General features: G+C 57.6%; 24 protein-coding genes. 10 read left to right on the top strand and 14 right to left on the bottom strand.

The features are described 5' to 3' along the window. Position 1 precedes the first annotated feature (1 nt). The 12 genes from hypF to hycA form a co-directional block, all read right to left on the bottom strand. Positions 2-2,299 carry a carbamoyltransferase HypF gene (gene hypF / locus OC597_RS04735; protein ID WP_262207769.1) on the bottom strand — a complete coding sequence of 766 codons (2,298 nt, stop codon included), beginning with the start codon at positions 2,297-2,299 and terminating at the stop codon, positions 2-4. Between the two features lie 92 nt (positions 2,300-2,391). After that, positions 2,392-4,548 (bottom strand): formate dehydrogenase subunit alpha, encoded by a 2,157-nt coding sequence (fdhF, locus tag OC597_RS04730; protein ID WP_262207767.1) that lies wholly within the window; start codon positions 4,546-4,548, stop codon positions 2,392-2,394. An 11-nt stretch (positions 4,549-4,559) separates the two neighbouring features. Next, on the bottom strand, positions 4,560-5,102 hold the full coding sequence (gene hydN / locus OC597_RS04725; protein ID WP_262207765.1) for an electron transport protein HydN: 543 nt from the start codon (positions 5,100-5,102) through the stop codon (positions 4,560-4,562). Positions 5,103-5,264: 162 nt separating this feature from the next. Next, complete coding sequence (hycI, locus tag OC597_RS04720; protein WP_262207763.1) at positions 5,265-5,735, bottom strand: hydrogenase maturation peptidase HycI; 471 nt, start codon at positions 5,733-5,735, stop codon at positions 5,265-5,267. Then, positions 5,728-6,144: a formate hydrogenlyase maturation HycH family protein gene (locus OC597_RS04715; RefSeq protein WP_262207761.1), complete on the bottom strand. Its 417-nt coding sequence runs from the start codon at positions 6,142-6,144 to the stop codon at positions 5,728-5,730. Before OC597_RS04715 ends, hycI begins: the two co-directional genes overlap by 8 nt. Further along, positions 6,141-6,938 carry an NADH-quinone oxidoreductase subunit B family protein gene (locus OC597_RS04710; protein WP_262207759.1) on the bottom strand — a complete coding sequence of 266 codons (798 nt, stop codon included), beginning with the start codon at positions 6,936-6,938 and terminating at the stop codon, positions 6,141-6,143. Before OC597_RS04710 ends, OC597_RS04715 begins: the two co-directional genes overlap by 4 nt. Then, a complete protein-coding gene (locus tag OC597_RS04705) occupies positions 6,935-7,480 on the bottom strand; it encodes a formate hydrogenlyase complex iron-sulfur subunit (protein WP_262207757.1) in 546 nt (181 codons plus the stop codon). The genes OC597_RS04710 and OC597_RS04705 overlap by 4 nt, the downstream gene beginning before the upstream one ends. 12 nt (positions 7,481-7,492) lie before the next feature. Further along, on the bottom strand, positions 7,493-9,196 hold the full coding sequence (locus tag OC597_RS04700) for a hydrogenase large subunit (protein ID WP_262207755.1): 1,704 nt from the start codon (positions 9,194-9,196) through the stop codon (positions 7,493-7,495). 22 nt (positions 9,197-9,218) lie between these two features. Then, complete coding sequence (locus OC597_RS04695; protein WP_316044858.1) at positions 9,219-10,154, bottom strand: respiratory chain complex I subunit 1 family protein; 936 nt, start codon at positions 10,152-10,154, stop codon at positions 9,219-9,221. 10 nt (positions 10,155-10,164) lie between these two features. Then, positions 10,165-12,033: a proton-conducting transporter transmembrane domain-containing protein gene (locus OC597_RS04690; protein WP_262207752.1), complete on the bottom strand. Its 1,869-nt coding sequence runs from the start codon at positions 12,031-12,033 to the stop codon at positions 10,165-10,167. Next, complete coding sequence (locus OC597_RS04685) at positions 12,033-12,647, bottom strand: 4Fe-4S dicluster domain-containing protein (RefSeq protein ID WP_262207751.1); 615 nt, start codon at positions 12,645-12,647, stop codon at positions 12,033-12,035. Before OC597_RS04685 ends, OC597_RS04690 begins: the two co-directional genes overlap by 1 nt. A gap of 87 nt (positions 12,648-12,734) precedes the next feature. Then, positions 12,735-13,202 carry a formate hydrogenlyase regulator HycA gene (hycA, locus tag OC597_RS04680; RefSeq protein WP_261254359.1) on the bottom strand — a complete coding sequence of 156 codons (468 nt, stop codon included), beginning with the start codon at positions 13,200-13,202 and terminating at the stop codon, positions 12,735-12,737. Between the two features lie 263 nt (positions 13,203-13,465). Between hycA and hypA the strand changes: the two genes are divergently transcribed. From hypA to OC597_RS04645, 7 genes are all read left to right on the top strand, one after another. After that, on the top strand, positions 13,466-13,810 hold the full coding sequence (hypA, locus tag OC597_RS04675) for a hydrogenase maturation nickel metallochaperone HypA (protein ID WP_099062030.1): 345 nt from the start codon (positions 13,466-13,468) through the stop codon (positions 13,808-13,810). Positions 13,811-13,825: 15 nt separating this feature from the next. Further along, positions 13,826-14,620 carry a hydrogenase nickel incorporation protein HypB gene (hypB, locus tag OC597_RS04670; protein WP_261254357.1) on the top strand — a complete coding sequence of 265 codons (795 nt, stop codon included), beginning with the start codon at positions 13,826-13,828 and terminating at the stop codon, positions 14,618-14,620. Continuing rightward, the gene (locus OC597_RS04665) at positions 14,611-14,904 is read left to right on the top strand and encodes a HypC/HybG/HupF family hydrogenase formation chaperone (RefSeq protein ID WP_085116814.1); all 294 of its coding nucleotides are present in this window, start codon (positions 14,611-14,613) and stop codon (positions 14,902-14,904) included. The genes hypB and OC597_RS04665 overlap by 10 nt, the downstream gene beginning before the upstream one ends. After that, positions 14,891-16,018 (top strand): hydrogenase formation protein HypD, encoded by a 1,128-nt coding sequence (hypD, locus tag OC597_RS04660; protein ID WP_262207747.1) that lies wholly within the window; start codon positions 14,891-14,893, stop codon positions 16,016-16,018. Before OC597_RS04665 ends, hypD begins: the two co-directional genes overlap by 14 nt. After that, the gene (gene hypE, locus OC597_RS04655; RefSeq protein ID WP_262207745.1) at positions 16,015-17,028 is read left to right on the top strand and encodes a hydrogenase expression/formation protein HypE; all 1,014 of its coding nucleotides are present in this window, start codon (positions 16,015-16,017) and stop codon (positions 17,026-17,028) included. The genes hypD and hypE overlap by 4 nt, the downstream gene beginning before the upstream one ends. 90 nt (positions 17,029-17,118) lie before the next feature. Then, a complete protein-coding gene (flhA, locus tag OC597_RS04650; RefSeq protein WP_262207743.1) occupies positions 17,119-19,185 on the top strand; it encodes a formate hydrogenlyase transcriptional activator FlhA in 2,067 nt (688 codons plus the stop codon). Between the two features lie 70 nt (positions 19,186-19,255). Beyond that, the gene (locus OC597_RS04645; protein WP_262207741.1) at positions 19,256-20,107 is read left to right on the top strand and encodes a PhzF family protein; all 852 of its coding nucleotides are present in this window, start codon (positions 19,256-19,258) and stop codon (positions 20,105-20,107) included. Positions 20,108-20,209: 102 nt separating this feature from the next. Here the strand turns inward: OC597_RS04645 and OC597_RS04640 are convergent, their stop codons facing one another. Together OC597_RS04640 and OC597_RS04635 are read right to left on the bottom strand one after the other, a co-directional pair. Beyond that, positions 20,210-20,431: a hypothetical protein gene (locus tag OC597_RS04640; protein WP_085116819.1), complete on the bottom strand. Its 222-nt coding sequence runs from the start codon at positions 20,429-20,431 to the stop codon at positions 20,210-20,212. 17 nt (positions 20,432-20,448) lie between these two features. Beyond that, on the bottom strand, positions 20,449-21,420 hold the full coding sequence (locus OC597_RS04635) for a hypothetical protein (RefSeq protein WP_262207738.1): 972 nt from the start codon (positions 21,418-21,420) through the stop codon (positions 20,449-20,451). A gap of 238 nt (positions 21,421-21,658) precedes the next feature. Here OC597_RS04635 and OC597_RS04630 point away from each other — a divergent pair, with 238 nt between their 5' ends. The 3 genes from OC597_RS04630 (at position 21,659) to OC597_RS04620 (ending at position 24,103) form a co-directional block, all read left to right on the top strand. Beyond that, entirely contained in the window at positions 21,659-23,155 is a 1,497-nt protein-coding gene (locus tag OC597_RS04630) for a helix-turn-helix transcriptional regulator (RefSeq protein ID WP_261254337.1), read from the top strand. Positions 23,156-23,262: 107 nt separating this feature from the next. Next, positions 23,263-23,514, top strand: coding sequence for a CsbD family protein (locus OC597_RS04625; protein ID WP_085116822.1), 252 nt, complete (start codon positions 23,263-23,265; stop codon positions 23,512-23,514). Between the two features lie 271 nt (positions 23,515-23,785). Then, complete coding sequence (locus OC597_RS04620; protein ID WP_262207735.1) at positions 23,786-24,103, top strand: hypothetical protein; 318 nt, start codon at positions 23,786-23,788, stop codon at positions 24,101-24,103. Positions 24,104-24,127: the final 24 nt, after the last annotated feature.

The raw sequence follows: 24,127 nt of genomic DNA, 5'->3' as shown, positions 1-24,127 counted from the left end.
GTTAAATCCTGTCAGGGTTTACAGAGGAAGTCGGGGAATGCTGGGCACAGGCGACCAGCGCCTGACCCAACGCCAGCCCACCGTCGCCCGCCGGCAGTTGTTGTGGCAGCAGCACCTGCAACGGTGCCAGATGATGCTGTAGCCGTTCACGTAATAAGCGGTTGTGCAGCACGCCGCCGCTTAACGCCACATGGTGGATGCCATGCTGCGCGGCAAAATGTTTGGCCAAGCTGGCAAAGCCTTGCGCCAGCGCATCATGGAACGCCCAGGCCTGTTGAGGGGCGGGAGCCTGCCAACCCAGCCACTGCTGCCAGAATGCCGCAAGATCAAATTGCTCGCCTTTCAGTGACAATGTCACCGGGTGAGGGCAAGGTCCGCTCTGGTGAGCCAGGGCTTCAAACCGGCTGGCCGCTTCGCCCTCCCAACTCTGTTGTGCCGGGGCACAGCCCAGGGTGGCAGCGGCGGCGTCAAACAAACGGCCGCAGGAAGAGGCCAGCGGAGCATTAATACCGGCGTTAATCGCTTTCAGCAGCGGTTGCCAGGGCAGAGCCTGCAGCCGTTCGGCCTGAGGGTAGCTTTGCCAGTCCGGTACGAAGCGCGCGAAATGCGCCAACTGGTTACGCCAGGGTTGCTGCGCGGCCAGATCACCGCCGGGCAGTGCCACTGCGGGTAATCCCCCCAGATGACGGCAACGGCGATAATCAACCAGCAGGCATTCGCCGCCCCACAAAGCACCGCCCTGGCCGTACCCGAGGCCATCGAGTGCCAGACCAATCACCGGCCCGCCTTCCAGTGGCCAGCGGTGCTCGGCGAGACAAGCGGCCAGATGCGCATGATGATGCAGCACCGGGGTCACCGGCAGTGACTGCCGGGCGGCCCATTGATGGCTGATGTAATGGGGATGAGCATCGCTGGCCAGCCGCTGTGGCTGGCAATGGTACAGGCCGGTGAAGTGCTGAATGGCCTGTTGCCACTGTTGCTGAATATCCTCTTGCTCCAAATCGCCAAAATGCGCGCTGAGCAGGGCCTGATCGCCCAGCACCAGGCAAAAGGTATTTTTGCGATCGCCGCCCACCGCCAACAGGGCCTGCTGAACGGGGAAGCCGGGCGGCAGCGGCAGGGCATCGGGAACAAATCCACGCGCCCGGCGGATCATTTCATGGCCTTCGGTTAGCAAACGCACCAGCGAGTCGTCAGCGCGTTGCAGGATTTCGCGATCGTGCATCAACCACAGATCGGCAATGCCGTCCAGGTCGGCCAAGGCCTGGTCATTGGTTAACGCCGGAGCACGGCCAGCAGCATTGCCTGAGGTCATCACCAGAGGCCGTTGTATCGCCTGCATCAGCAAATGCTGAATCGGGTTGGCGGGCAACATCAGACCCACTTCATCAAGTTGCGGCGCAACGGCGGCAGACAGCGGTGAGTATGCGGATTGAGGGACCAGCACCACCGGTGCGGCGGGCGAAGTTAACAACGCCTGCAACTGCACCTGGTCAATGCCACTGGTGCAGCGCACCAGCCAACTGGCATCCGGCAACATCACCGCCAGCGGTTTGCTCGGTCGCCGTTTGTGCCGACGCAGCCGTTCGACGGCCTGGGTGTCGGTGGCGTCGCACGCCAGGTGAAAACCGCCCAGGCCTTTGATCGCCACAATTTGTCCGGCGGCCAGTGCAGCCACTGCCTGTTGTAGCGCGGCTTCGCCCTGATGTTGTGCCTGGCCCTGAGCCAGACAGCTAAACAACTGGGGGCCGCAGTCGCTACAGGCCACCGGCTGGGCATGAAAACGACGGTCCTGCGCAGAATGGTATTCCCAGGCACAGTGTGGGCAAAGAGTGAAGGGCGCCATGCTGGTCGCCGGGCGATCATAAGGCATGGCGCGAATAAGGGTAAAACGGGGGCCGCAATGGGTGCAGTTGATAAAAGGATAACGGTAGCGCCGATCCTGCGGATCGTTCATTTCCTGCAGGCATTGGGGGCAGGTCGCCGCATCCGGGACGATCTGGGTCGCTTTGGCGCCATGCTGACTGGGGCGGATACTGAAATCGTTGGGGGCTTGCAGCCAGGTAAACGCGCGCTGCTGGATGCGTTCGATCTGCGCCAGAGGCGGTGCCTGCTGGTACAATACATGCAGGAATACTTCCAGATCAACGGGTTGTACCAGACGAATTTCCACCCCGGCGCTGTCGTTCCAGACTTCGCCATGCAGGTTGAGTTGTTCGGCCAGTTGCCAGACAAAAGGCCGGAAGCCGACGCCCTGTACTTTGCCACTGATGCGCAGCAGTAATCCTGAATGGGACACTTTTTTATTACTCTCCGTGTAGGGGCGCTACATGCTGCGCCCGCGTTAATCGGGGCGAATGTATTCGCCCCCTACAAAGTGACCGTGTAACTTTACATCACATCTTCAGCCGCGCGCCGCAGGCGGGCTTTCATATCGCTGTAGCTCTGTTGCGCATAGTTTTCCGCCCAGTTCTGATCGGCAATGGCCTCCAGTTTTACCGCGCAGTATTTGGTTTCCGGCGTTTTGGAGATCGGATCCAAATTCTCCTGAGTCAGCTCATTACAGGCCCCGATCCACCACTGGTAGGTCATATACACCGCGCCCAGGTTAATGCGCTCGTTATAGTTGGCGCGGCTGATCACCTTGCCGCGGCGCGAGCTGACCCACACCAGTTGCTGGTCGGCAATACCCAGTGCTTCGGCATCCTGCGGATTGATCTGCACGAAGCCGGGCTCATCCGCCAGGGTTTGCAGGGCGGCGCAGTTACCGGTCATCGAACGGCAGGAGTAGTGACCGACTTCACGCACGGTACACAGTACCAGCGGATAACCGGCATCCGGCACTTCCGCCGGGGCACGCCAGGTGGTGGCGAACAACTGGCCTTTGCCGGTCGGCGTGGTGAACTGGTTACCCTGATACAGGTAAGGGGTACCCTGGCTTTCCAGCGTGGTACAAGGCCATTGCACGTGGCCCAGCTCGCCCATTTTTTCGTAGGTCGCGCCATAGAACAGCGGGCAGAGCTCGCGCATTTCGTCCCAGATTTGCTGGTTATCGTCGTAATGCATCGGATAACCCATCTCGGTGGCCAGCAAACTGATGATGTCCCAGTCACGTTTGACGTTGTACTGCGGTTCAATGGCTTTCTCGAAACGCTGGAACCCACGGTCGGCACAGGAGAACACGCCGCCATGCTCACCCCAGGAGGTAGCCGGCAGGATCACGTCGGCCTGTTCGGCGGTTTTGGTCATAAAGATATCTTGCACCACCACAAACTCCAGCGCCTCGAACGCGCCGCGCACCAGGCTCAGGTCGGCCTCGGTCTGCAACGGATCTTCGCCCATGATGTAGTAGGCTTTCACTTTGCCCTCATGAACCAAATGCGGAATTTCGGTGATGCGATAGCCCACGTTCGGATCCATTTTGGCGGCATCAATTCCCCAGGCGGTGGCGAACTTGGCGCGTACCGCAGCGTCGGTGACGGCCTGATAGCCGGGGAACTCATTCGGCAGCACGCCCATGTCGCAGGCGCCCTGAACGTTATTTTGCCCACGCACCGGCCCTACACCCACGTTGGCGCGGCCCAGATTACCGGTCAGCAGCGCCAGGCTGGCGAGCCCTTTGACCACGTCGACCGCCTGGCCGAACTGGGTGACCCCCATGCCCCACATAATGGTGGCAGAAGGGGCGCTGGCGTAGGTGCGCATCGCCTGGCGAATTTGCTGGGCGCTGACGCCGGTCAGTTGTTCTACCGCTTCCGGCGCATAGTCTGCCAACTGCTGACGATAAGCCTCGAACCCCTCGGTGTATTTCGCCACGTAATCGCGGTCATACAGGTTTTCTTCAATCAGCGTATAAGCGAAGGCATTCACCAGAGCCATGTTACAGCCGTTCTTGATCTGCAAATGCTGGTCGGCAATGCGCGCGGTTTCGATACGGCGCGGGTCGCACACGATAATCTGCGCGCCTTTCTCTTTGGCCTTCAGCACCCGGCGAGCCACGATAGGGTGTGAGTCGGCGCAGTTGTAACCGATGACCAGCAGGCATTTGGAGTTTTCGATATCACCAATCGAGTTGCTCATTGCGCCGTTACCCAGCGTGGCCTGCAAACCCGCCACCGACGGGCCGTGGCAGACGCGGGCGCAGCAGTCGACGTTGTTGGTGCCGATCACCGCACGGGCGAACTTCTGCATCACGTAGTTGGTTTCATTACCGGTACCGCGTGATGAGCCGGTGTGTATGATGGCGCTGGCACCGTGCTTATCTTTGATCTGTTGTAGCCGCTGGGCGGTGTAGCGGATCGCCTCATCCCAACTGACGGCCTCAAACTTGCCGCCTTTTTCACGGCGGATCAGCGGTTGGCTCAGACGCGGGGTCAGCAGCTTGGTATCGTTTAGAAAGTCCCAGCCGTAATAGCCTTTCAGGCACAGCTCGCCCTGATTGGTCACGCCGTCAGCCGCTTCGGCACGGATGATTTTACCGTTGTCGACCACCAGTTTCATTTTGCAGCCTGCACCGCAGTAAGGGCAGACGGTTGTGATTTTTTTCATCGGTTCAGTTCCTAAAACAGTGACGACATGGTGTCGAGTGCGGCGCGACGACGTTTCTCGGCGTTCATTTCCTGCAGCATGTTGCGATCCACACAGTGCAGTGCTTTGGTTGGGCAGGTTTCCATACAGGCCGGTCCGCTATCACGGCCAATACACAGGTCGCATTTATGGGCTTCGGCTTTCTCAGTGGTGGCGCTCATCATGGCGCCGTTCTGGCGGACAACCGGGCGGGTGATCACTTCCATCGCGCCGTAGGGGCAGGCCACTACGCAGGTTTTGCAGCCGATGCAGCGCTCCTGCATCACCAGCACCATGCCGTTGGTGCGGCTGATAGCGCCATTGGGGCAGACGTTGGAACAGGGGGCGTCCTCACACTGGCGGCACAGCACGGCGGTGCTGACGTTAACGCCTTTGATCACGTGCAGACGTGGAGCGAAGCTGGCGGCGTTGAGCGCTGAAATATCCTGGCTTTCGCTGTGTGCCATCACGCAGGCAATTTCACAGGTACGGCAGCCGATGCATTTCTTGGGATCGGCGATGATAAACCGGTTCATCAATAACTCCTGGGTTACCCTTCATCCGGGTATGACAATGGATAGGTTGTGCCTCGGATTAGGCATAAAGCATGCCAACCCTGAAAATCAAGTAAAAGCAGAGGGTTAGCCTGGTGGTGACGAAGTCAACGACGGCATGTCGACACAAATGACGATGCCGTGTCAGACATTCGTCACTACCAGTGGCGAGTAGCCGCCGTTAATCGGCCAGTCATGCAGGCGTTGGTGCAGCCGGGTCACCGCCTGCTGTACCGCCGCGCCGATCGGGTAGTAAAACGCCACCACCTCGGGCTGAATGCCGATAAAGGTAATCTCCGGCACCGTTTCGCGCAGTTGGTCGATCAGGAAATTGAGCGGCAGGTTATGGGTGGTCATGATGAACATGTCGGCAATGTCTTTTTCATCGATCACCCGGGTTTCACCCGCCGCCAGCCCCATGTCGGTGGCATCGACAATCACCAACCGATCGGGGCGCAGTTCGCGGATATGGCCAATGTCGTTCTCCGGCGCGGCTCCGCCATCAATCACTATCCAGCCAGCGGGGGGATTACCGGCACAGAGTTCCGCCAGCAGCGGCCCGGCGCCGTCATCTCCCATCATGCAGTTGCCTACACACAATAAAACGTCAGTCATCATGCCTCCGGACCATCAGGTAAATGGCGGGTTCGTTTTCAATCGACTGCAGCAGGGCGATCAACTGTTGGCTCCAGTCTTGCTGTTGGGCGTTCATCTGTGGGGCGGCCGCGCTCAACGCGGTGGCCAGCAGGTGGGTGTGGCTGCTGTCGATGCAGATCTCACCGAAGCGGTCGACCCCTTCCAGCTTGCGCCGGGCGGTGCTGTCGGCGGGCAGTTGGCCCACCCAGCCGTGGAACCCGGCCAGCGGGCAACTGAGTTTGGCCTCCAGACAGTCGATAACCCCCAGATGGTGGCCGATCGCCAGGCTGTAATAGATCACCTCCTGGGCTTTGGGCGGGGCTTTTTTCTCCTGCACGAACTTGCGGCTCAGGGAGTAAAACACCACCTGCGCATGGGAATGGCTCATAGTCGCAGCTCCCCACGCAGTACCCGCTGATAGATGCCCTGCAGGTTGCCGACAATCTCGCTTAGGCGCAGGTCGTCCTGCTGTTGCAGGTAAGCACTAATGCGCTGTTCGACCGGCAGGGGGCTGTCTGCGGCCAGCAGTTGCATAAACTGGTCGGCGATCTGACGACCATAACGATATCCGGCCATCCGCCGGGCTTCCCGATCCAGCAATACCCGCAGTGGCTGGGGTAATGCCGGGTGCAACAGTCGGGTGGCTTCGCCATCGGTTTCATCATGCTGGCGACCTTTTATTTTCTGATCCAACAGGCCGAGCGCCATGGCAAAACCGTAAATGGTGGCCGCCGGGGTCGGCGGGCAACCGGGAATATAGACATCGACCGGGACGATGCGATCGGTGCCGCCCCATACGCAGTACAGATCGTGGAAGATGCCACCGCTGTTACCGCAGGCACCGTAAGAGATGCTGATTTTTGGATCGGGCGACGCCTGCCAGGCGCGGATCGCCGGGATACGCATGGCGCGGGTGACTGCCCCGGTAAACAGCAAAATATCGGCGTGACGGGGTGAGGGAACCACTTTGATACCGAAGCGTTCAGCGTCGAACAGCGGGGAAATAGCGGCAAAAATCTCGATTTCGCAGCCATTGCACCCCCCGCAGTCCACCCGGTAAACATAGGCCGAGCGGCGGATATCTTTCAGCAGGGTGGTTTTCAGCTTGGCGATACTTTCGTCGAGGGTGATCGGCACCGGCAGGCCATTTTCGTCGCGAGGGCCAATCAGTGGCGGATTCATGAGATGACCTCCCGGGTCAGATGGCGGCCAATGTCAATGCGATCGGCCTGGGTCAGGTTTTGCTGCTGTTTGCAGGCCGGGCAGGTTTCAAACTGCGTGCGGCGCGCGGCGGTTTCGGTACTGTTCAGCCCGAGCAGCGCAATGGCATAGTCAATTTCCTTCTGCGACGCGTAGGGCTTGCCACACTGGCGGCAATGGCAGAGGGCGAAATCGGCTTGCTCGTACAGATCTTCTTTGCACCACACCGCCAGTTCGAACTGCTGCGAAAGCCGGATGGCGGCGGTAGGGCAAACCTCTTCGCAGCGGGCGCAAAAGATGCAGCGTCCGAGAAACAGCTGCCAGCGGATCGTGCCGTTGCTCAGGTCTGTCGCCATGGTCAACGCATTGGACGGGCAGGCGTTGGCACAGGCTCCGCAGGCAATACATTGCTGCGGGTTGTATTCGGGTTTGCCACGAAAGTTCGGGTCAATCACCAACGGCTGGGCCGGATAGGCCACGGTGGCCGGCCCGGTTTTCAGCACTTTTTTAATCAGTTTCAGCATGATGGGCTCCGGTTAGAACGGCTTGTTTTTCCGTTCGATGCCATAACGCTCAATCTCTTTGTACGGCACGATGATGGACTGGCGCTTGCGCACGTCGACGATGGTCATGCGATCGGTACAGGAATAGCAGGGATCCAGACTGCCGATGATCAGCGGGGCGTCAGAAACCGTGTTGCCACGCAGCATGTAACGCAGGGTCGGCCAATTGGCGTAGGTCGCGGCCCGGCAGCGCCAGCGGAACAGCTTCTGGTTGTCGCCGGTCATGCTCCAGTGGATGTCATCACCGCGTGGGGCTTCGGCAAAGCCCAGGGCAAAGCGGTGCGGGATATAGGTGAAACCGTCCACTGCCAGCGGCCCGCTGGGCAGACTTTGCAGCCCGAACTCGATGATACCGAGTGAGTTGAACACTTCGTGAATACGTACTTTAAGCCGCGAATAGACGTCGCAGCCGTCTTCCACGCACAGTTCCACCGGCAGCTTGGCGTAACCGGCAAACGGATGGTCGATGCGGGTATCGCGGCGGTGGCCGCTGCCGCGGATCATTGGGCCGACGTTGCTGTAGTCACGGGCAACCTGTGGATCGAGACGGCCAACCCCGACGCTGCGCTGTTCGGTATTTGGCGTGCTGAGCAAGATATCGACCAGATCCACCAGTTCACTGCGCATTTGCGCCGCCAGTCGCAGAGTTTGCAGCATGTCGTCTTTCAGAATGTCGCGGCGGATGCCGCCAATCAGGTTCAAACCATAGGTTTTACGCGCACCGGTCAGGATTTCAGCCATCTTCATCGACTGTTCACGCACCCGGAAGAACTGCATAAAGCCGGAGTCGAAACCGACGAAGTGGCAGGCCAGCCCCAGATTCAACAGGTGGCTGTGCAGGCGCTCCACTTCCAGCAGGACTGAGCGGATCATCTGGGCGCGCTCAGGCACCTGAATGCCCATCGCGTTCTCGACTGAACTGGTGTACGCCACGCTGTGGGTAAACCCGCAAATGCCACACACCCGGTCCGACAGGAAGGTCACTTCGTTGTAGCCCATGCGGGTTTCGGCCAGCTTCTCCATTCCCCGGTGCACGTAGAACAAGCGGTAGTCGGCATCAATGATGTCTTCACCGTCGACGAATAGCCGGAAATGGCCGGGTTCATCCGAGGTGATATGCAGCGGGCCGATTGGCACCACGTTGGCTTTGCTACCAGCCAGGCTCTGGAACGGATAGGTTTCCACGTCGGTGGTGGGTGCGGGCCGTTGGCGATAATCCATGGCGTCTTTGCGCAGCGGGTAGAGATCGTCCGGCCAGTCATCCGGTAGCACCAACCGGCGTTCGTCCGGCAGGCCAACCGGGCGCAGGCCATACATGTCGCGCACTTCACGTTCACCCCAGACTGCCGCCGGTACCCGTGGCGTCACGGAAGGGAACTCCAGCGTTTGGGCGTCGACTTCGGCACGCACCGTGATCCAGCATTTGGTGCCTTTCTCCATCGACAGCACGTAATACAGCGCATAACTGCCACACAGCGTGCGTTCATCGTTACCAAACAGCACCGACAGCCAGCCACCCTGTTGGTAATACAGCCATTCCACCACTTCCGGCAGCGCATTGAGTTTCACGGTAACCGTCAACTGATCGGCCGTTTGCCATTCTGCTGCCAGCATGGCGGCGGGGAACTGTTGCTGCAGTGCTGCCAGATAGTGCTGGCCTTGATGTTCGTTAGTCATTATTGATTGCCTTAATCATTATTCAGCCGACGACCAGCCAGGAAACCAGCGCCAGAAAAGCCAGCCCAAACCCGGCCCAGGTGGTACGGGCGGTTTTCAGGAAGCGCAAACGTGCCACGCTGTTTTCGATGAGTGCGATCAGCGTCACTGCACACAGTAGCTTGAGCAGCGCCAGCACCAGCCCGGTCAACAGTTGTGGGGCGGTGAGCTGTGCCGCTTGCCCCCAGGGCAGAAACACGCCGAGGAACAGTTGCAGTACCACCAGTTGTTTAAGGCTGATGCCCCATTTGATGATGCCGAGCTCAACGCCGGAGTATTCCGTCAACGGGCCTTCCTGCAGCTCTTGTTCGGCCTCGGCCATGTCGAACGGCAGCTTGCCCATCTCAATATAAGTGGCGAACGCGCAGGCCAAACCGGCCAACAGCAGCGGTAACCCCGCGTGATGCGGCAAGCCCAGCAGGCTTTGCACCATGGCACTCAGTTGGGTCGAACCGGCGACCAGCGCCGTCACCCACAGACCGAGCAGCAGGATCGGTTCGACCAGAATGCCTAACACCGCCTCGCGGCTGGCGCCGATGGCGGTAAAGGGGCTGCCGGTATCCAGCCCGGCAATGGCAAACACAAAGCGCACCACGGCAAACAGATAGATCAGCGTGATCACATCGCCGATGGCGGGCAGCGGTGAGGCGGTGGTCAACATCGGCAGCGCACAGGCAATGGCCAGCAAGGTGCCGGTCAGCAAGTAAGGCATGGCGCGAAATGTCAGGCCGGAAGCCCCCGGTGCCACGCTTTGGCGTTTAAGCAGTTTGGCGATATCACGGTATTCCTGTAATACGTCGGGGCCGCGACGGCTATGGATGCGCGCGCGTAGCACCCGGCTGATACCGGCAAATAGCGGGGCAATAGCCAGTAGCAGCAGAGCCTGCGCCAGTCCGAGTAATACATTGGGATAGGTCATTGTCATCTCCTCAGGCAAAAGCCACGACCAACAGCACCGCCAGCTCTATGGCGGCCAGGCCACGGCAGAAGGCCACGAATGCGTTACGGTGTAACCCATTACCGAAGTTTTCCGGCAGCCAGCGGCGCAGTTGGTACAGCGGGGCAAACATCACCCGCAGCGGTTGAGCAAAGCCGGTCGCGGTGATCACCATCGCGTCTTCATGCCCATAGCCGCAGGCCCAGGCGCTGCCTTGCACCCGGCGAGGTTGGCGACGAGCCTGATAACGCGCCGCGATCAACAACGGCAGTAGCGGCATCGCCAGCAATAAAATGGCGATCAGCGGGGTGGAAACCAGCGTATCGGTAACGGAAAGCGACTGCTCGGCCGTCATGCCGGTCAGGCGGGCAAACAGCGGAATGATCCAGGGCGCACCCAGGCCGCAAACCAGACACAACAATGCAGGCAGCGCATGGCTCAGCGTCAGGAAAAGGTTGGTCTGAACGGCATTCGCGGCAGCAGCACAGCGTGGTGCTCCCAGACAGGCAACACCAAAGACCTTACTGACGCACATCACCGCCAGCGCGCCGGTCAGGGCCAGGGCCACGGCCAACAGCGGGCCGAACAGATGACCAATAAAGCCGGGCGCGGCGCTAAAGTGGAACAGCCCCTGGTAGATCAACCATTCACTGGCGAAACCGTTCAACGGCGGTAATGCCGCCATCGCCACCAGGCCAATCAGCAGGGAAACGGCGGTCCAGGGCATTAACCGTGCCAAACCGCCCATTTTTTCCATGTCTTTCAGCCCGGTCTGTTGCTCAATCGCTCCTGCCGCCAACAGCAATGCGCTTTTGAACAGGCTGTGATTCAGCAGGTGGAACAGGCCACCAATCAGGGCGAAGGCGGTCAGTAATGGCTGTTGCAGCGCCATACCGACCATGGCCCCCCCGATACCCAGCAGGATGATGCCGATATTTTCCAGCGTGTGGTAAGCCAGCAAGCGGCGCAGATCGTGTTCCATCAGCGCATACAGCCCACCGAAAAAGGCGGTGCCGGCAGCCAACAGCAGCACCAGTAATCCCCACCACAATGGCGGCGTGCCCAGCAGATCCAGTCCGACTTTCAAAATACCCAGCAGGCCGACCTTCATCAACGCGCTGGAAAACAGCATGGCGGCGGAGGCGGGCGCACTGCTGTGGGACTGTGGCACCCAGGCATGTAACGGCATCACCCCGGCAAAAATGCCAAAGCCAGCCAGCGCCAGCAGGAAAACGCCGTTACGCAGCGCGTCCGGCAATGGTGTGGCGCGGATCACGCTGAATTGCAGACTGTGGCTGTGGGAATAGATCAATGCGAAGGCGAGCACCAACAGCAAAGTGCCTGAGCGCATCAACAAGAACTGGCTATGCCCGGCGCGCAGGCTTTTAGCGCTCGGGGCATGGACAATCAGGAAATAGCCGCACAGTGCCGCCAGCTCGAGTAACAAAAGCAAAGCCAGGGCGTTATCGGCCATTACCGCAGCGCTTAATGCCGCCAGCATCAGATTGCTTAACCCAGCCAACCGGCCGCGAGCGCGCGGGTTCAGACTGGATAAGCTGCCTGCGTGATACAGCGCGGCAAAAATTCCGCTGAGCGCCATCACCAGCAGCAACAGGGCGTTAAGGCCACTGATTTCCACTGCGTAATGCAACCAAGGCAAACGGGCGCTGTGCAGTGGCGCAAACAGCATTTGCACCGCCGCCAACAGCGAAGCGACAGCACAGAGCAAGGTGCCGCCACTCAGCAGGACGCTGATGCGTGACCAGGGGGCCAATAACCAGCCCAACAGGGCGCAGAGTAAATACCCCACCAATGCCGGCGTCAGCAGCAACAACGGGTCGGGCAGAAGGGCATACATCATCAATTCGGCTCCTTGTGGGATCCAGGGGCGGCGGCGAACGGCAACTCGGCGCTGAGCGCCTGCATGGCGTTGCGCCTTTTCTGTTCGCTGGCGTTGCGTACGTCCAGGTCAGTCACCAGCCGGATAGCCTGGGTTGGACAGGTGCGGATACAGGCCGGGCCTTCGGGGCTGAAGTCGCAGAGATCGCACTTCACCGCCACGGCACGCACACCGGGTACGCAATCCAGGAAGGCGCTGATCGGGCGTGGTGCCTTGGCCGCCGGCAGTGCCAGCGGGGTGTTGCAATAGGTTGGGATCGACAATGGACTACTGCCGCCGAAGCCAATCGCCCCGAACGGGCAGGCAATGCCGCAGAGCTTGCAACTGATGCACAGGCTTTCGTTCAGTACGATGGCGTTATCCTGATGACGAATAGCGTTGACCGGGCATACCTGTGCACAGGGGGCATCTTCACACTGGTGGCACATCACCGGGGCCGAGTCGCGGGCGTTACGTATTACCTGCAAGCGGGGTAATGCCTGCAAACCTTGCTGACGGTGTTCCGCAGAACAACTGGCCATACAGGTATTGCAGCCAATACACAGTTTGGGGTCCGCAATAATAAAGCGGTTCATGCACACTCCTTGCTTCGTCATTTATGACGAAATCGTCAGTAAAAAATGACGCTTCGACAGTTTTCTGTCGGTGATTAACGCCGACGGTCAGACGGGTAAGGTTATTTTCTTCAGTGCATCATGAATGGCATGGCCGTCATGCAGGGAATCAAACAGACATTGATAAATAACGGCGATCTTATCCAGGTAATGATCAAATACCGCCTGCATATCGCGGTTATTTATTACACCGTCGATATTGCCATTTTCATCCAGCGTGGCATGGGCGAATGGGGCAAAGTCTTCCGGCTCATGGGCCGTGGCCAGATTAATGCGGTAGCAAATATCACGGCTGTAAAAGCCCTCGCTCAGCTGGATGCTGACCGTAAAGTGGTTGAACAACACAAAACGCAGATCGTTTTCCTGCCCGTAGGTAAACTGATGATTAATCTTCTTTTTAGTGGTGGTCACCGCTTTGACCAGGGTGCTGTGGTAAGTCTGCCACTGCGCCATCAGGCGGTTGCTTTTGTTGGCGATATAATCGGCCTGACTGGTTACTTCACTGATTGTACTCATTGTCGTCACTCAATATTGATGGTCGTTGTCGAAATAGCTCCGGGTCAGCGAGTTAAAGCATAAAGCGTGCCAAACTCCGGTAAATTTCATTATTTCCTTTTAATTCAATTATCAGGATTAAATTAACCCGCCAGCCGCTCAGGCAATAAACGGGTTAATCACTGACGATGACATGACGCTCGACAAATATGCCATTGGCGACTTGGCACCCTATTTGCAATGTGAGGGGAATAACGCGTTTTATCGCCATTAACGGAGGCCGGATGCACGAAATAACCTTGTGCCAACATGCGATGGAAATAATGCAGCAACAGGCTAACCAACATCATGCGCAGCGTATTACCGCGGTGTGGTTCGAGATTGGCGCATTTTCCTGTGTCGAAGCGGAGTCATTGAGGTTCTGCTTTGACATGGTATGCCGCGACACGCTGGCCGAAGGCTGCGAACTGCATCTGATCGAACAGAAAGCGCTGTCCTGGTGTTATGACTGCCAGGCCGACGTCGAGTTACTGATGCCGCAGGTGCTGGTTTGTCCACACTGCTCCGGGCGCAACCTGCGGGTGCAGGCCGATGATGGCTTGCAGATAAAACGCCTGGAAATTGAATAACAGAGGGGAATGACTATGTGCAGTACCTGCGGATGTGCCCAGGGTGAACTGACGATTGAAGGGGAAGTGAAGGTGCCATTCCGCCCGCAACGCAATGTGCAGGGAGATCTGCATTACGGCTTGGGGTTGGCGGGCACCCATGCGCCGGGCATCAGCCAGCGCCGGATGCTGGAAATTGAAACCCGGGTGCTGGATAAAAACGATCGCCTGGCAGAAGGTAACCGGCAATATTTTGCCGGGCAACATATTCTGGCGCTGAATCTGGTTTCCAGCCCCGGCTCCGGTAAAACCACGCTGCTGACAGAAACCTTGCTGCGGCTGCGTGATCGGCATCCGTGCGCGGTGGTGGAAGGTGACCAGCAAACCACCAATGATGCGGAACGTATCCGCGCCACCGGCGTGCCGGCGATTCAGGTGAATACCGGGAAAGGGTGTCACCTGGATGCGCAAATGGTTCACGAGGCCGCCCGGCGTCTGGAACTCAAGCCCCATAGCCTGTTGTTTATCGAAAACGTCGGCAATCTGGTTTGCCCGGCCAGCTTTGATCTCGGGGAACGCCATAAGGTGGCGGTGCTTTCGGTCACCGAAGGGGAAGACAAACCGCTCAAGTACCCGCATATGTTTGCTGCTGCCCGGGTGATGCTGCTCAACAAAATCGATCTGTTGCCGTATTTGAACTTCGACCTGGCCACCTGTATCGACAATGCGCGGCAGGTGAACCCAACCATTGAGGTGATTACCCTGTCGGCGACCAGCGGCGAAGGCATGGATCAGTGGCTGGCCTGGCTGGAGGAACAGCTATGTGCATAGGCGTTCCAGGGCAGATCGTGGCGCTGGATGAAAAGCAGCCTCAGCACGCCTGGGCAGAAGTCTGTGGCGTGCAACGGGAAGTGAACATTGCTTTGGTGCGTCAGGACGGTGAGCCGAGAGAGGCGATGATCGGCTGCTGGGTGCTGATCCACGTGGGCTTCGCGATGAGTCGCCTTGACCAACAAGAGGCCGAGGAAATGCTGGCGGCACTGCAGGCGATGGGGGAAGTGGAGCAGGACGTAGCGCTGTTTCTGGCGGGGGAAGGCAACCATGCATTACGTTGATGAATTCCGCGATCCGCAACGGGTCAAAACCCTGTTACAGCATATCCGGCGGCGTGCAGTGCAGTTGCCGTTTACCGCCGAGCGCCCCTTGCAAATAATGGAGGTTTGCGGTGGTCATACCCATGCCATTTTCCGCTTTGGGCTGGATAAACTGCTGCCCCCGCAGATTGAATTTATTCATGGCCCCGGTTGCCCGGTTTGCGTGTTACCTATGGGCCGTATCGATGCCTGTTGCGAAATCGCCGCTCACCCGGAGGTGATTTTTTGCACCTTCGGCGATGCGCTGCGGGTACCGGGCAAACAAGGTTCGTTACTGCAGGCTCGCGAGCGTGGGGCCGACGTGCGGGTAGTTTATTCACCGTTGGATGCCCTTATGCTGGCGCGGCAAAATCCACAGCGGCAGGTGGTGTTCTTTGCCCTGGGTTTCGAAACCACCATGCCGGTCACCGCGATCACTTTGCAACAGGCCCGGCAGGAAGGTCTCGATAACTTCAGCGTATTTTGTCAGCACATCAGCCTGATCCCCACCTTGCGCAGCCTGTTGCAACAGCCGGATGTGCGCATCGACGGTTTTCTGGCGCCCGGTCACGTCAGTATGGTGATCGGCACCGAGCCCTATGACTTTATCAGCCAGCAATACCACAAACCCCTGGTGGTAACCGGCTTTGAACCGTTGGATATCTTGCAAGGGGTGATGATGCTGGTTGAGCAGTTTGTCGGGCAGCAGAGCCAAACCGAAAACCAATATCGGCGTGTGGTGCCGGAACAGGGCAATCTGCTGGCACAGCAGGCGATGAGCGACGTTTTTGTGCTGGGCGGCGGTAGCGAATGGCGTGGTCTTGGCACCATTGCCGACTCCGGCATTGCCCTGACCGCCGCCTATCGTGCCTTTGATGCTGAACGGCGTTTTCGCCCGAAGCATCGGCAGGTGGCTGACGATCCTCATGCCCGCTGTGGCGAGGTGCTGACCGGGCGCTGCAAACCGCGGGATTGCCCGCTATTCGGTCGTGGCTGTACGCCGCAAAACGCCTTTGGTGCGCTGATGGTGTCCTCGGAAGGGGCCTGCGCCGCCTGGTACCAATACCGCCGTGAAGCAGAGGAAACCCCAGCATGAATAACGTGATTACCATGGCTCACGGCAGTGGCGGCACAGCGATGCAGCAACTGCTGGATGAGATTTTCTTGCCGGCCTTTGCCAACCCACAGTTGGATCAGCGCGAAGATCAGGCCCGACTGGATTTGGCCGAGTTAACCCAACAGGGCGATCGGCTGGCATTTACCACCGACAGCTACGTGATTGACCCGATTTTCTTTCCGGGCGGCGATATTGGCAAACTGGCAGTTTGCGGTACGGCTAACGATCTGGCGGTCAGTGGTGCATTACCGCGTTATCTCTCCTGCGGGTTCATCCTCGAAGAAGGCTTGCCGTTGGCCGATTTACAGCGGGTGGTGGCTTCGATGGCCGTCACCGCACAGCAGGCCGGTATTCGCATTGTCACCGGGGATACCAAGGTGGTGCAGCGGGGTGCCGCCGACAAGCTGTTTATCAACACCGCCGGTATTGGAGTGATCCCACCGGGCCTGGATTGGGCGGCGACCCATATCCGTGTCGGCGACGCCGTTATTGTCAGCGGCACCTTGGGCGACCACGGGGCAACTATCCTCAACCTGCGGGAAAAGCTGGGCATGTCGCTGGACGTGATCAGTGACTGCGCGGTGTTGGCACCGTTAATCGCGCCATTGCGGGCCATTAATGGCGTGCGGGCATTGCGCGATGCCACCCGTGGTGGGGTGAATGCCATCCTGCATGAGTTTGCTCGTGCGGCCGGTGTGGGTATCGAGGTGGAAGAGAACCTGTTGCCCGTAGCCTCGGCGGTTCGGGGTATTTGTGAATTGTTGGGGTTGGATGCCATCAACTTTGCCAACGAGGGCAAACTGGTGGTGGTGGCTGCACCCGAAGCCGAACTTGAAGTGCTGGCTGCCTTGCAGGCTCACCCGCTAGGCAAGGCCGCTACGGTGATTGGCCGGGTGACGGCAGGACGTCAGGTGAGACTGCAAGGCGCTTATGGCATCAGCCGCCTGCTGGATTTGCCACATGCCGAACCTTTGCCGCGCATTTGTTGATCCGGTCGGGGGAGAACCTTGCCGCCCAGCGTTACACTTTGTGACGTGACTCACTAAAATCATCATCGCGACTCAGGCAAGTGATAAACAATGTCGAATGCACAATTAGAAAAACAAGAATTACTCGAAATAACTCGCACGCTGCTCAGTCAGCACAGCTTCGCCGATCTGTTACGGCAACTACGCCAGCTGCTGCAACGTCAGCAACTGGCCGACAACGTGACGCTGGTGCTGCTTGACCCACACAGTGAACGAGTGAGCTTTCATGGGTTGGACGCGCAGCGGCAGCCGGTTATCTATCAGGATGAAACCCTGCTGGCTAACGGACCGGTCAGCCGGTTACGGCAGAGCCCATTGCCGCAGCGTTGGCAGAGTGAAGATCTGCATGCGCGATACCCACAAATCAGCGCCCTGGCGTTGTACCCCTCCTTTAACCACTATTGCCTGATGCCACTGCATGCCGGTGGCACCCTGATTGGCGGTTGCGAACTGTTACGCAGTAGCGCGCAATCTTTCAGTGATGCCGGCCTGGTACAGCTACAGACGCTGATGGAGTTGGTCGCGTTGGCGGCAGAGCAGATCACATTGCGTGAGCAGGCGGAAACACGTCAGCGCCAGTTGAGCCATGAGCGAGACGATTACCGTGTTTTGGTTGACGTGACCAACGCGGTGTTGTCAAAGCTCGATCTGGATGATTTGATTGGCGAAATCTCAACGGAGATCCACCGTTTTTTCAAGATCGACGCCATCAGCATGGTGTTATGCGTCGATAAAACCGATCAGGTGACCATCTACTCCACGCATTATTTGCAAGACGACGTGGTTGAGCGTCAGCAGTACAGCGTGGCACTGGCGGGAACCTTATCGGAACAGGTGATGCAGAGCGGGGAAATGTTGCTGTTGAACCTCAAGCATTCCGATCGCCTGGCGGCTTATGAACGCCAGCTGTTCGATCTCTGGCATGACCAAATCCAAACGCTGTGCGTCTTGCCGCTGGTGTTTGGCAAAAAGACCCTGGGCGTATTGAAGTTGGCACAATGTCAGCCGGATAATTTCAACGCCGCCAATCTGCGGGTGCTGCAGCAAATTGCCGAACGTATTGCCATTGCGGTGGACAATGCGTTGGCCTACCAGGAAATCAGCCGACTCAAAGAGAGCCTGGTGCATGAAAACCTGTATCTGACCGAGCAAATCAACGGCAATAACCCGGACTTCGGTGAGATTGTCGGGCGCAGCGTAGTGATGTCTGCAGTGCTGAAACAGGTCGAAATGGTGGCCAAGAGTGACTGTTCGGTGCTGATCCTCGGTGAAACTGGCACCGGTAAAGAATTGATTGCTCGGGCTATTCACAACCTGAGTGAGCGGCGTGACCAGCGCATGGTGAAAATGAACTGCGCGGTGATGCCGGCCGGCTTGCTGGAAAGCGATTTATTTGGTCACGAAAAGGGATCCTTCACCGGGGCCACCAACCAGCGGATGGGGCGTTTTGAACTGGCCGACAAGGGAACGTTGTTTCTGGATGAAGTGGGGGAAATTCCCGTCGAACTGCAGCCTAAATTGCTGCGGGTATTGCAGGAGAGGGAGTTTGAACGGGTAGGCGGTAACAAGGTGATCTCGGTAGATGTGCGCCTGATTGCCGCCACCAATCGGGACCTGCAGCAAATGGTGGCCGATCGCGAGTTTCGCAGTGACCTGTTTTACCGGCTGAATGTGTTCCCGATCGTCATCCCACCCTTGCGTGAGCGGCCGGAAGACATTCCGCAATTAGTGAAGTTTCTCACCTATAAAATCGCCCGTCGGATGAAGCGCACCATCGACAGCATTCCGGCTGAAACCCTGCGCCTGCTGAGCCAAATGCCCTGGCCGGGCAATGTGCGCGAGCTGGAGAATGTCATCGAACGGGCGGTATTGCTGACGCGCGGTACGGTGCTTAATCTGGAATTGCCCGAACTGCGTTATCCGGTGCCTTCGATGGCCTTACCCCTGACGGCAGCGGAACCCATCCAGGCGGGAGAGGACGACCGCCAGCGGATTATCCGTGTACTGAAGGAAACCAACGGCGTGGTGGCCGGTCCGCGTGGCGCCGCGCAGCGTCTGGGGCTTAAACGCACTACGCTACTTTCACGCATGAAGAAGTGGGGGATTTTGGTCAAGTGACCGGCATAAGGTAATCTGCTTCCCAGGGTGAATAATCATTCTCCTACCGAATAGGATCAACGAGTGTGCTATGACCAGAACAGTTGCTTTCAAGCAGGTTGATGTTTTTTCTGAATTGCCTTTTGGCGGTAATCCGTTGGCAGTTATTCTGGATGCTGATGTGTTAAGCGATGACGAAATGGCCGCGATCGCCCGCTGGACGCATTTATCTGAAACGACTTTTGTGTTAACTCCGACGGATAATCAGGCCGACTATCGGGTGCGTATCTTTACCGTTGAAGGTGAGTTGCCGTTTGCCGGTCATCCTACGCTGGGTACCGCTCATGCATTACTGGAAGTTGGGCTGGTGCCAAAAACTGCAGGCAGACTGGTTCAGGAGTGTGGTGTCGGTCTGGTGAACGTCAAGATTGCCCCTCTGGGTTCGCTGGCGTTTGCGGCACCGGAGGCAGTGCTTACGCCGTTTGACGATGCGTTGCTCAGCACTGTGCTCAACCACGGGGCGTTGGATAAAGAGCAGAGGGTAACCATCGTTGATATGGGGATCCGCTGGCTATTAGTACCAATGATCTCGGCTGACGCGGTGTTAGAAGTCAGTCCTGACGTCAGTGCGTTAGAGCTTCTACTGAAACGCGCGCAGGTGAATGGTTTGATGCCGTTTGGGCCATGTAACCATGGTGAGGAGCAATTTGAGGTTCGCGGTTTGATGGTTGAAAATGGGGCATTGACGGAAGACCCGGTCACCGGCAGTGCCAATGCCTGTCTGGCGCGCTATTTTTCCGCGTGTGGGGTAAATGAAGATTACCGAGCTCGCCAGGGAACGGCCATTCAACGCAACGGCCGTATAACGATCCAGTATCGGGAGGACGGCATTTGGATTGGTGGCAAGACGGTAACGGTTATTGACGGCACTATTAATCTTTAATTTGGGACGTTGTTCATCACTTGGCAGGTAAAGCAGCCTTAATGTGAACTGCCCCATTTTCTGAGGGCAGTTCACTTGTGGGGCTAACGCCTTTAAGCGTGTTTATGGCGTTGGGTCATCGATCTCATGCGGTCTTTGCTTGCGCAGCAGATGCAGCAGTAAAGACACCCGTCGCTCCGTCCGTTCCGGGGTATCCGGCGGCAAGTTATAGCGCAGGGTATAACGCTCGTTTTTTTCATTGAAGAAATCGATAACCAGTACCGGTATCGAAGCCCCAACCACTTTGCGATAATTCAATGAGATCGATGACAGGTCTCGTTTCATGACACATCCATCCTTGATCAACTCACGACAACGTTACGACGTGTTGATACCGCAATCCGCCCGATAGCAAAACTCAGCCCAGCGCCCAACAACAGCAGCAACAAGGAGCCCCAGGCAGCACGAGATACCTGTTTGGCTGCCACATCCGCCGCTTCGCGGGCTTTCTGTTCGGCCTGAGCCTTCAGCTCTTCAACTTTTTTTACTGCCTGCTGATAGGCCTGAGCGTAGTTGTCGACAATTTGGGTCGCTTCGGCGTGGCTCTTGCCGGTACGAGCGGCAACGATGTTCACCAGTGCATCCTTATCAGCGGCATTCAGAGTTGGCTCACCAGATTGCTTTACGCGCTCGAACCATTGCTTAAGCTCCGCTGTGGCCTGGGCCGGATCGGTGGCGGCATCGGTCGCCGATTGTTTACCGTCCGCACCCGCCTGTTCGGTTTTTTGTTCCAGTCTGGACGGGTCTAATTCCGGCTTGCCGGTTTGCTTGAGCGTGGTAGCCAACTGATTTTGCAAATCATCCCAGTCCAGGCTGATACCCTTTTTATCAAGCTGCTGCTTAACGCTGTCGCCAATGCCCGGTGCCGCCGCTGCCAGGCCGTTGCCCGTCAGTGATAACCCTTTGCCCACGGCATTGCCGGCCAGACCGACCACGCCGCTCGCCAAGGAAATAACCAGCCAGGTGGTCAGCAAGGTAGTAACCGCCCAGCTCAACAGGCCGTGTAAACCGCCCCGGTTGGGTGAGGTTCGGCCGGCGACAAAGGCCCCGGCGGCCAGGGAGAGCAAGGTGGTGACAAACAGCCAGATGCCGGTTCCCACACCGAAGCCGCTCAGGGGATTACCTGCCTGCAGCGGATCCACGGCCGATGCGCCGACAGCGGTACCCAGTACACTCAAGATCAGATAGGTCACCAGTGCCATGGCGCTCCCGGCCAATATTGAGCCCCATGAAACGTGAAACGCCAAGCGATTGGATTCATAGACAGTGGTCATTGTTATTCCTTATATTTACTGGACAAGGGGTTGTACGCGCAGCAGTCCGCTGCACCGACAGGATCAGTCTGCCGCTCTGCACCACCGATCGTCCCGGTTCATTTGCACCCTTGGTGCTAGTGCATTCACACCCCGCGAATGAACTACTTAAGCACTATGCTGGTTGGGACGTCGCATCATTGCCAGGCGCGAAGATCGCCGCTTGGTGGCCCGAGGTCTTTTGTCTTATGGAGAAATAATGAGCCAGTCCGTTCTTGCCAGCGAAACTAACCGCAGCCAACTACAACAGATCATTTCAGGATTGACCGAAGGGGTGATTCTGACCGAAGTCGACCAGACCATCCTGTGGGCTAATGAAGCCGCGCTGAGCATGCATGGGCTGACCAAACTGAGTGAGTTGGGAGCCAATGCCCAGGAGTACGCAGAGCGTTTTGCCTTGCGTTACCGCAACAATCATCCTTTGACCGAAGAGCAATACCCGATTAACCGGGTAGCCAAGGGTGAAGAGTTCAGTGAGGTGCTGGTCGAGGTCAAACCTGTCAGCGAACCGGAGTTTCTCTGGGTTCACCGGTTACGCAGCCTGACTATCACCGACGCTAAAGGGCAACCTGAGTTATTGGTATTAATCCTGAGTGATGCCACCGACTGGGCCAGTGCCGAAGATCGTTTTGAAAAAACCTTCAACGCCAACCCGGCTCCCGCCGTGATCTGCAGCCTGAGCGATCTGCGTTATATCAAGGTCAATCAGGGATTCCTCGATATGACCGGTTACCACCGCGATCAGGTGATGGGCAATTCGGTCTACGCACTGGATGTACTGGAGCAGGCGGAGAATAAGGAGTTGGCCGTGCAGCGTCTGAGTGAAGGGGCAACCATTCCGCAGATGCAGGCCGAGTTAAAACTGCCCGCCGGGGGGACCAAACTGGTGATCGTCGCCGGGCAGCCGCTGGACATCAATGAAGAAGATTGCATGCTGTTTACCTTTACCGACCTTGAGCCTCGCCGCAAGGCCGAGTCGGCGTTACGCGAGAGTGAAGAGCGGTTTGCCAAGTCCTTTCGTTTGAGCCCGGTCCCCACGCTGGTGTGCACGGTGGACAAGCAGCGAGTGCTGGATATCAATGAAGCCTTTATCAAGACCACCGGGTACGCCGCTGAGGAGCTGATCGGCAAGACGGTCGAGGATCTCAATGTTATTGACGGGCAGGGGGAATGTCGTCGCTTGTTTACCCTGCTGGCAAAAACCGGCAACGTCGAGAGTCAGGATCTTAAAATCCGTAAGAAGGGCAATGAGGTGATCGACTGCGTGGTCTCTGCCGATGCCGTGAGTATTCAGGACGCGCCCTGTTATCTGTTGGTCATGATGGACATTACCGAGCGCAAACGTTCGGAACTGGAGCTGGTGTCCGCCATCGAGGAGGTGATGCAAGATGCCTCCTGGTTCAGTCAAACTTTGCTCGAGAAACTGGCCAATGTGAAAAGCATCAATAAACCCCATCTGTCTGGGGTTTCCTTCACCGATCTTACCGCCCGTGAGCGCGACGTATTGGGGTTAATCTGCGAGGGGCTGCCTGACAAGAAAATTGCCACACGCCTTAATCTTGCCGCCAATACCGTGCGCAATCATGTGGCTACGGTGTATTCCAAACTTGACGTGCACAGCCGCAGTGAGGCCATTGTCTGGGCCAGGGAACGGGGGTTATTTGCCGGTGAGCGGCAGCCCAAAAAGGAAAAGTAGGGCGCAAATGCACTAGTCAATTTCATGCAAATTGACCTTATGAGTGGCTAGGGGGCAGCTTAATATTGGGGCAGTCATCTAACCGATGCCAAACTCAGGAGAGCACGATGAACAGCGATAAGATTGAAGGTGTTATGGATAAAGTTGTCGGCAAAACGCAGGAAGTTGCTGGTGATGTGACTGGCGATGAGCGCTTGCAAGCCGAAGGCAGCGCCCGCTACGTGGCGGGGGCGATACAAGAAAAATATGGCGATGCACTGGGCTGTGTCAGCGACCTGGTCAAGAAGAAGCCGCTCACCACTGTGGCGATCTTTGCCGGCGTGAGTTTATTGGCCGGCCTGCTGTTACGTCGCCGATAACCCTGTTTTAATCGCCCGTATGCTGCGGGCGAACTCTCCAGATTGCGCACTATGCTTCAGACTAATCCCTTCGTCGTCCCCACCGTTATCTTATGTAACTTCGCCAGTGATCCCCCTTTGCAGCCGCAGACTTCTCATAACCCGGGCGAAGAACCTTTGCCTCTGATTTTGCGTCTGGGGCATACGTCCTATATATTTATTAACAGGCCCAAAGGCCGTTAGGGAATTGTGATACTTGATCCAACTAATCACCGATTACTAGGAAGCTATCATGCATAAAAGAACACTGGCGACACTGCACTACGATAAAATGCCTTACGATGGAGTGTATTACCATATCTTAAAACGTGAGGCGCAAGGGCACACGGCGCTGTTGAAACTTGATGCTGGCAGCCAACAGTCAGCCCGTTTTCATCCTGGTTGGGTCAAATTGATGGTCCTGTCCGGTGAGCTCAAAATTGGCGACCAGACCCTGCAGGCGCATGAGATGTTGATGATCCCGGCAAAAAACGCCTACACGGTAGAAGCCATCACCGAAGTTTACTGCCTGGCGATTTCTGAACTGGACGGGGTAGAACTGGCTCGCTAGAGAGGGCTCCTGACAAAGTAGCCA

The sequence above is a fragment of the Serratia proteamaculans genome (genome assembly GCF_946227095.1).
Taxonomy (GTDB): domain Bacteria; phylum Pseudomonadota; class Gammaproteobacteria; order Enterobacterales; family Enterobacteriaceae; genus Serratia; species Serratia proteamaculans_E.
The sequence above is the reverse complement of the archived record's forward strand: the minus strand, read 5'-3'. Positions and strand labels throughout refer to the sequence as shown.

Coding starts and splice junctions, on each gene's coding strand:
- fdhF (WP_262207767.1), bottom strand. CDS start 4,548: ATGAAAAAAATCACAACCGTCTGCCCTTACTGCGGTGCAGGCTGCAAA.
- hydN (WP_262207765.1), bottom strand. CDS start 5,102: ATGAACCGGTTTATCATCGCCGATCCCAAGAAATGCATCGGCTGCCGT.
- hycI (WP_262207763.1), bottom strand. CDS start 5,735: ATGACTGACGTTTTATTGTGTGTAGGCAACTGCATGATGGGAGATGAC.
- OC597_RS04715 (WP_262207761.1), bottom strand. CDS start 6,144: ATGAGCCATTCCCATGCGCAGGTGGTGTTTTACTCCCTGAGCCGCAAG.
- OC597_RS04710 (WP_262207759.1), bottom strand. CDS start 6,938: ATGAATCCGCCACTGATTGGCCCTCGCGACGAAAATGGCCTGCCGGTG.
- OC597_RS04705 (WP_262207757.1), bottom strand. CDS start 7,480: ATGCTGAAACTGATTAAAAAAGTGCTGAAAACCGGGCCGGCCACCGTG.
- OC597_RS04700 (WP_262207755.1), bottom strand. CDS start 9,196: ATGACTAACGAACATCAAGGCCAGCACTATCTGGCAGCACTGCAGCAA.
- OC597_RS04695 (WP_316044858.1), bottom strand. CDS start 10,154: ATGACCTATCCCAATGTATTACTCGGACTGGCGCAGGCTCTGCTGCTA.
- OC597_RS04690 (WP_262207752.1), bottom strand. CDS start 12,033: ATGATGTATGCCCTTCTGCCCGACCCGTTGTTGCTGCTGACGCCGGCA.
- OC597_RS04685 (WP_262207751.1), bottom strand. CDS start 12,647: ATGAACCGCTTTATTATTGCGGACCCCAAACTGTGTATTGGCTGCAAT.
- hycA (WP_261254359.1), bottom strand. CDS start 13,202: ATGAGTACAATCAGTGAAGTAACCAGTCAGGCCGATTATATCGCCAAC.
- hypA (WP_099062030.1), top strand. CDS start 13,466: ATGCACGAAATAACCTTGTGCCAACATGCGATGGAAATAATGCAGCAA.
- hypB (WP_261254357.1), top strand. CDS start 13,826: ATGTGCAGTACCTGCGGATGTGCCCAGGGTGAACTGACGATTGAAGGG.
- OC597_RS04665 (WP_085116814.1), top strand. CDS start 14,611: ATGTGCATAGGCGTTCCAGGGCAGATCGTGGCGCTGGATGAAAAGCAG.
- hypD (WP_262207747.1), top strand. CDS start 14,891: ATGCATTACGTTGATGAATTCCGCGATCCGCAACGGGTCAAAACCCTG.
- hypE (WP_262207745.1), top strand. CDS start 16,015: ATGAATAACGTGATTACCATGGCTCACGGCAGTGGCGGCACAGCGATG.
- flhA (WP_262207743.1), top strand. CDS start 17,119: ATGTCGAATGCACAATTAGAAAAACAAGAATTACTCGAAATAACTCGC.
- OC597_RS04645 (WP_262207741.1), top strand. CDS start 19,256: ATGACCAGAACAGTTGCTTTCAAGCAGGTTGATGTTTTTTCTGAATTG.
- OC597_RS04640 (WP_085116819.1), bottom strand. CDS start 20,431: ATGAAACGAGACCTGTCATCGATCTCATTGAATTATCGCAAAGTGGTT.
- OC597_RS04635 (WP_262207738.1), bottom strand. CDS start 21,420: ATGACCACTGTCTATGAATCCAATCGCTTGGCGTTTCACGTTTCATGG.
- OC597_RS04630 (WP_261254337.1), top strand. CDS start 21,659: ATGAGCCAGTCCGTTCTTGCCAGCGAAACTAACCGCAGCCAACTACAA.
- OC597_RS04625 (WP_085116822.1), top strand. CDS start 23,263: ATGAACAGCGATAAGATTGAAGGTGTTATGGATAAAGTTGTCGGCAAA.
- OC597_RS04620 (WP_262207735.1), top strand. CDS start 23,786: ATGCATAAAAGAACACTGGCGACACTGCACTACGATAAAATGCCTTAC.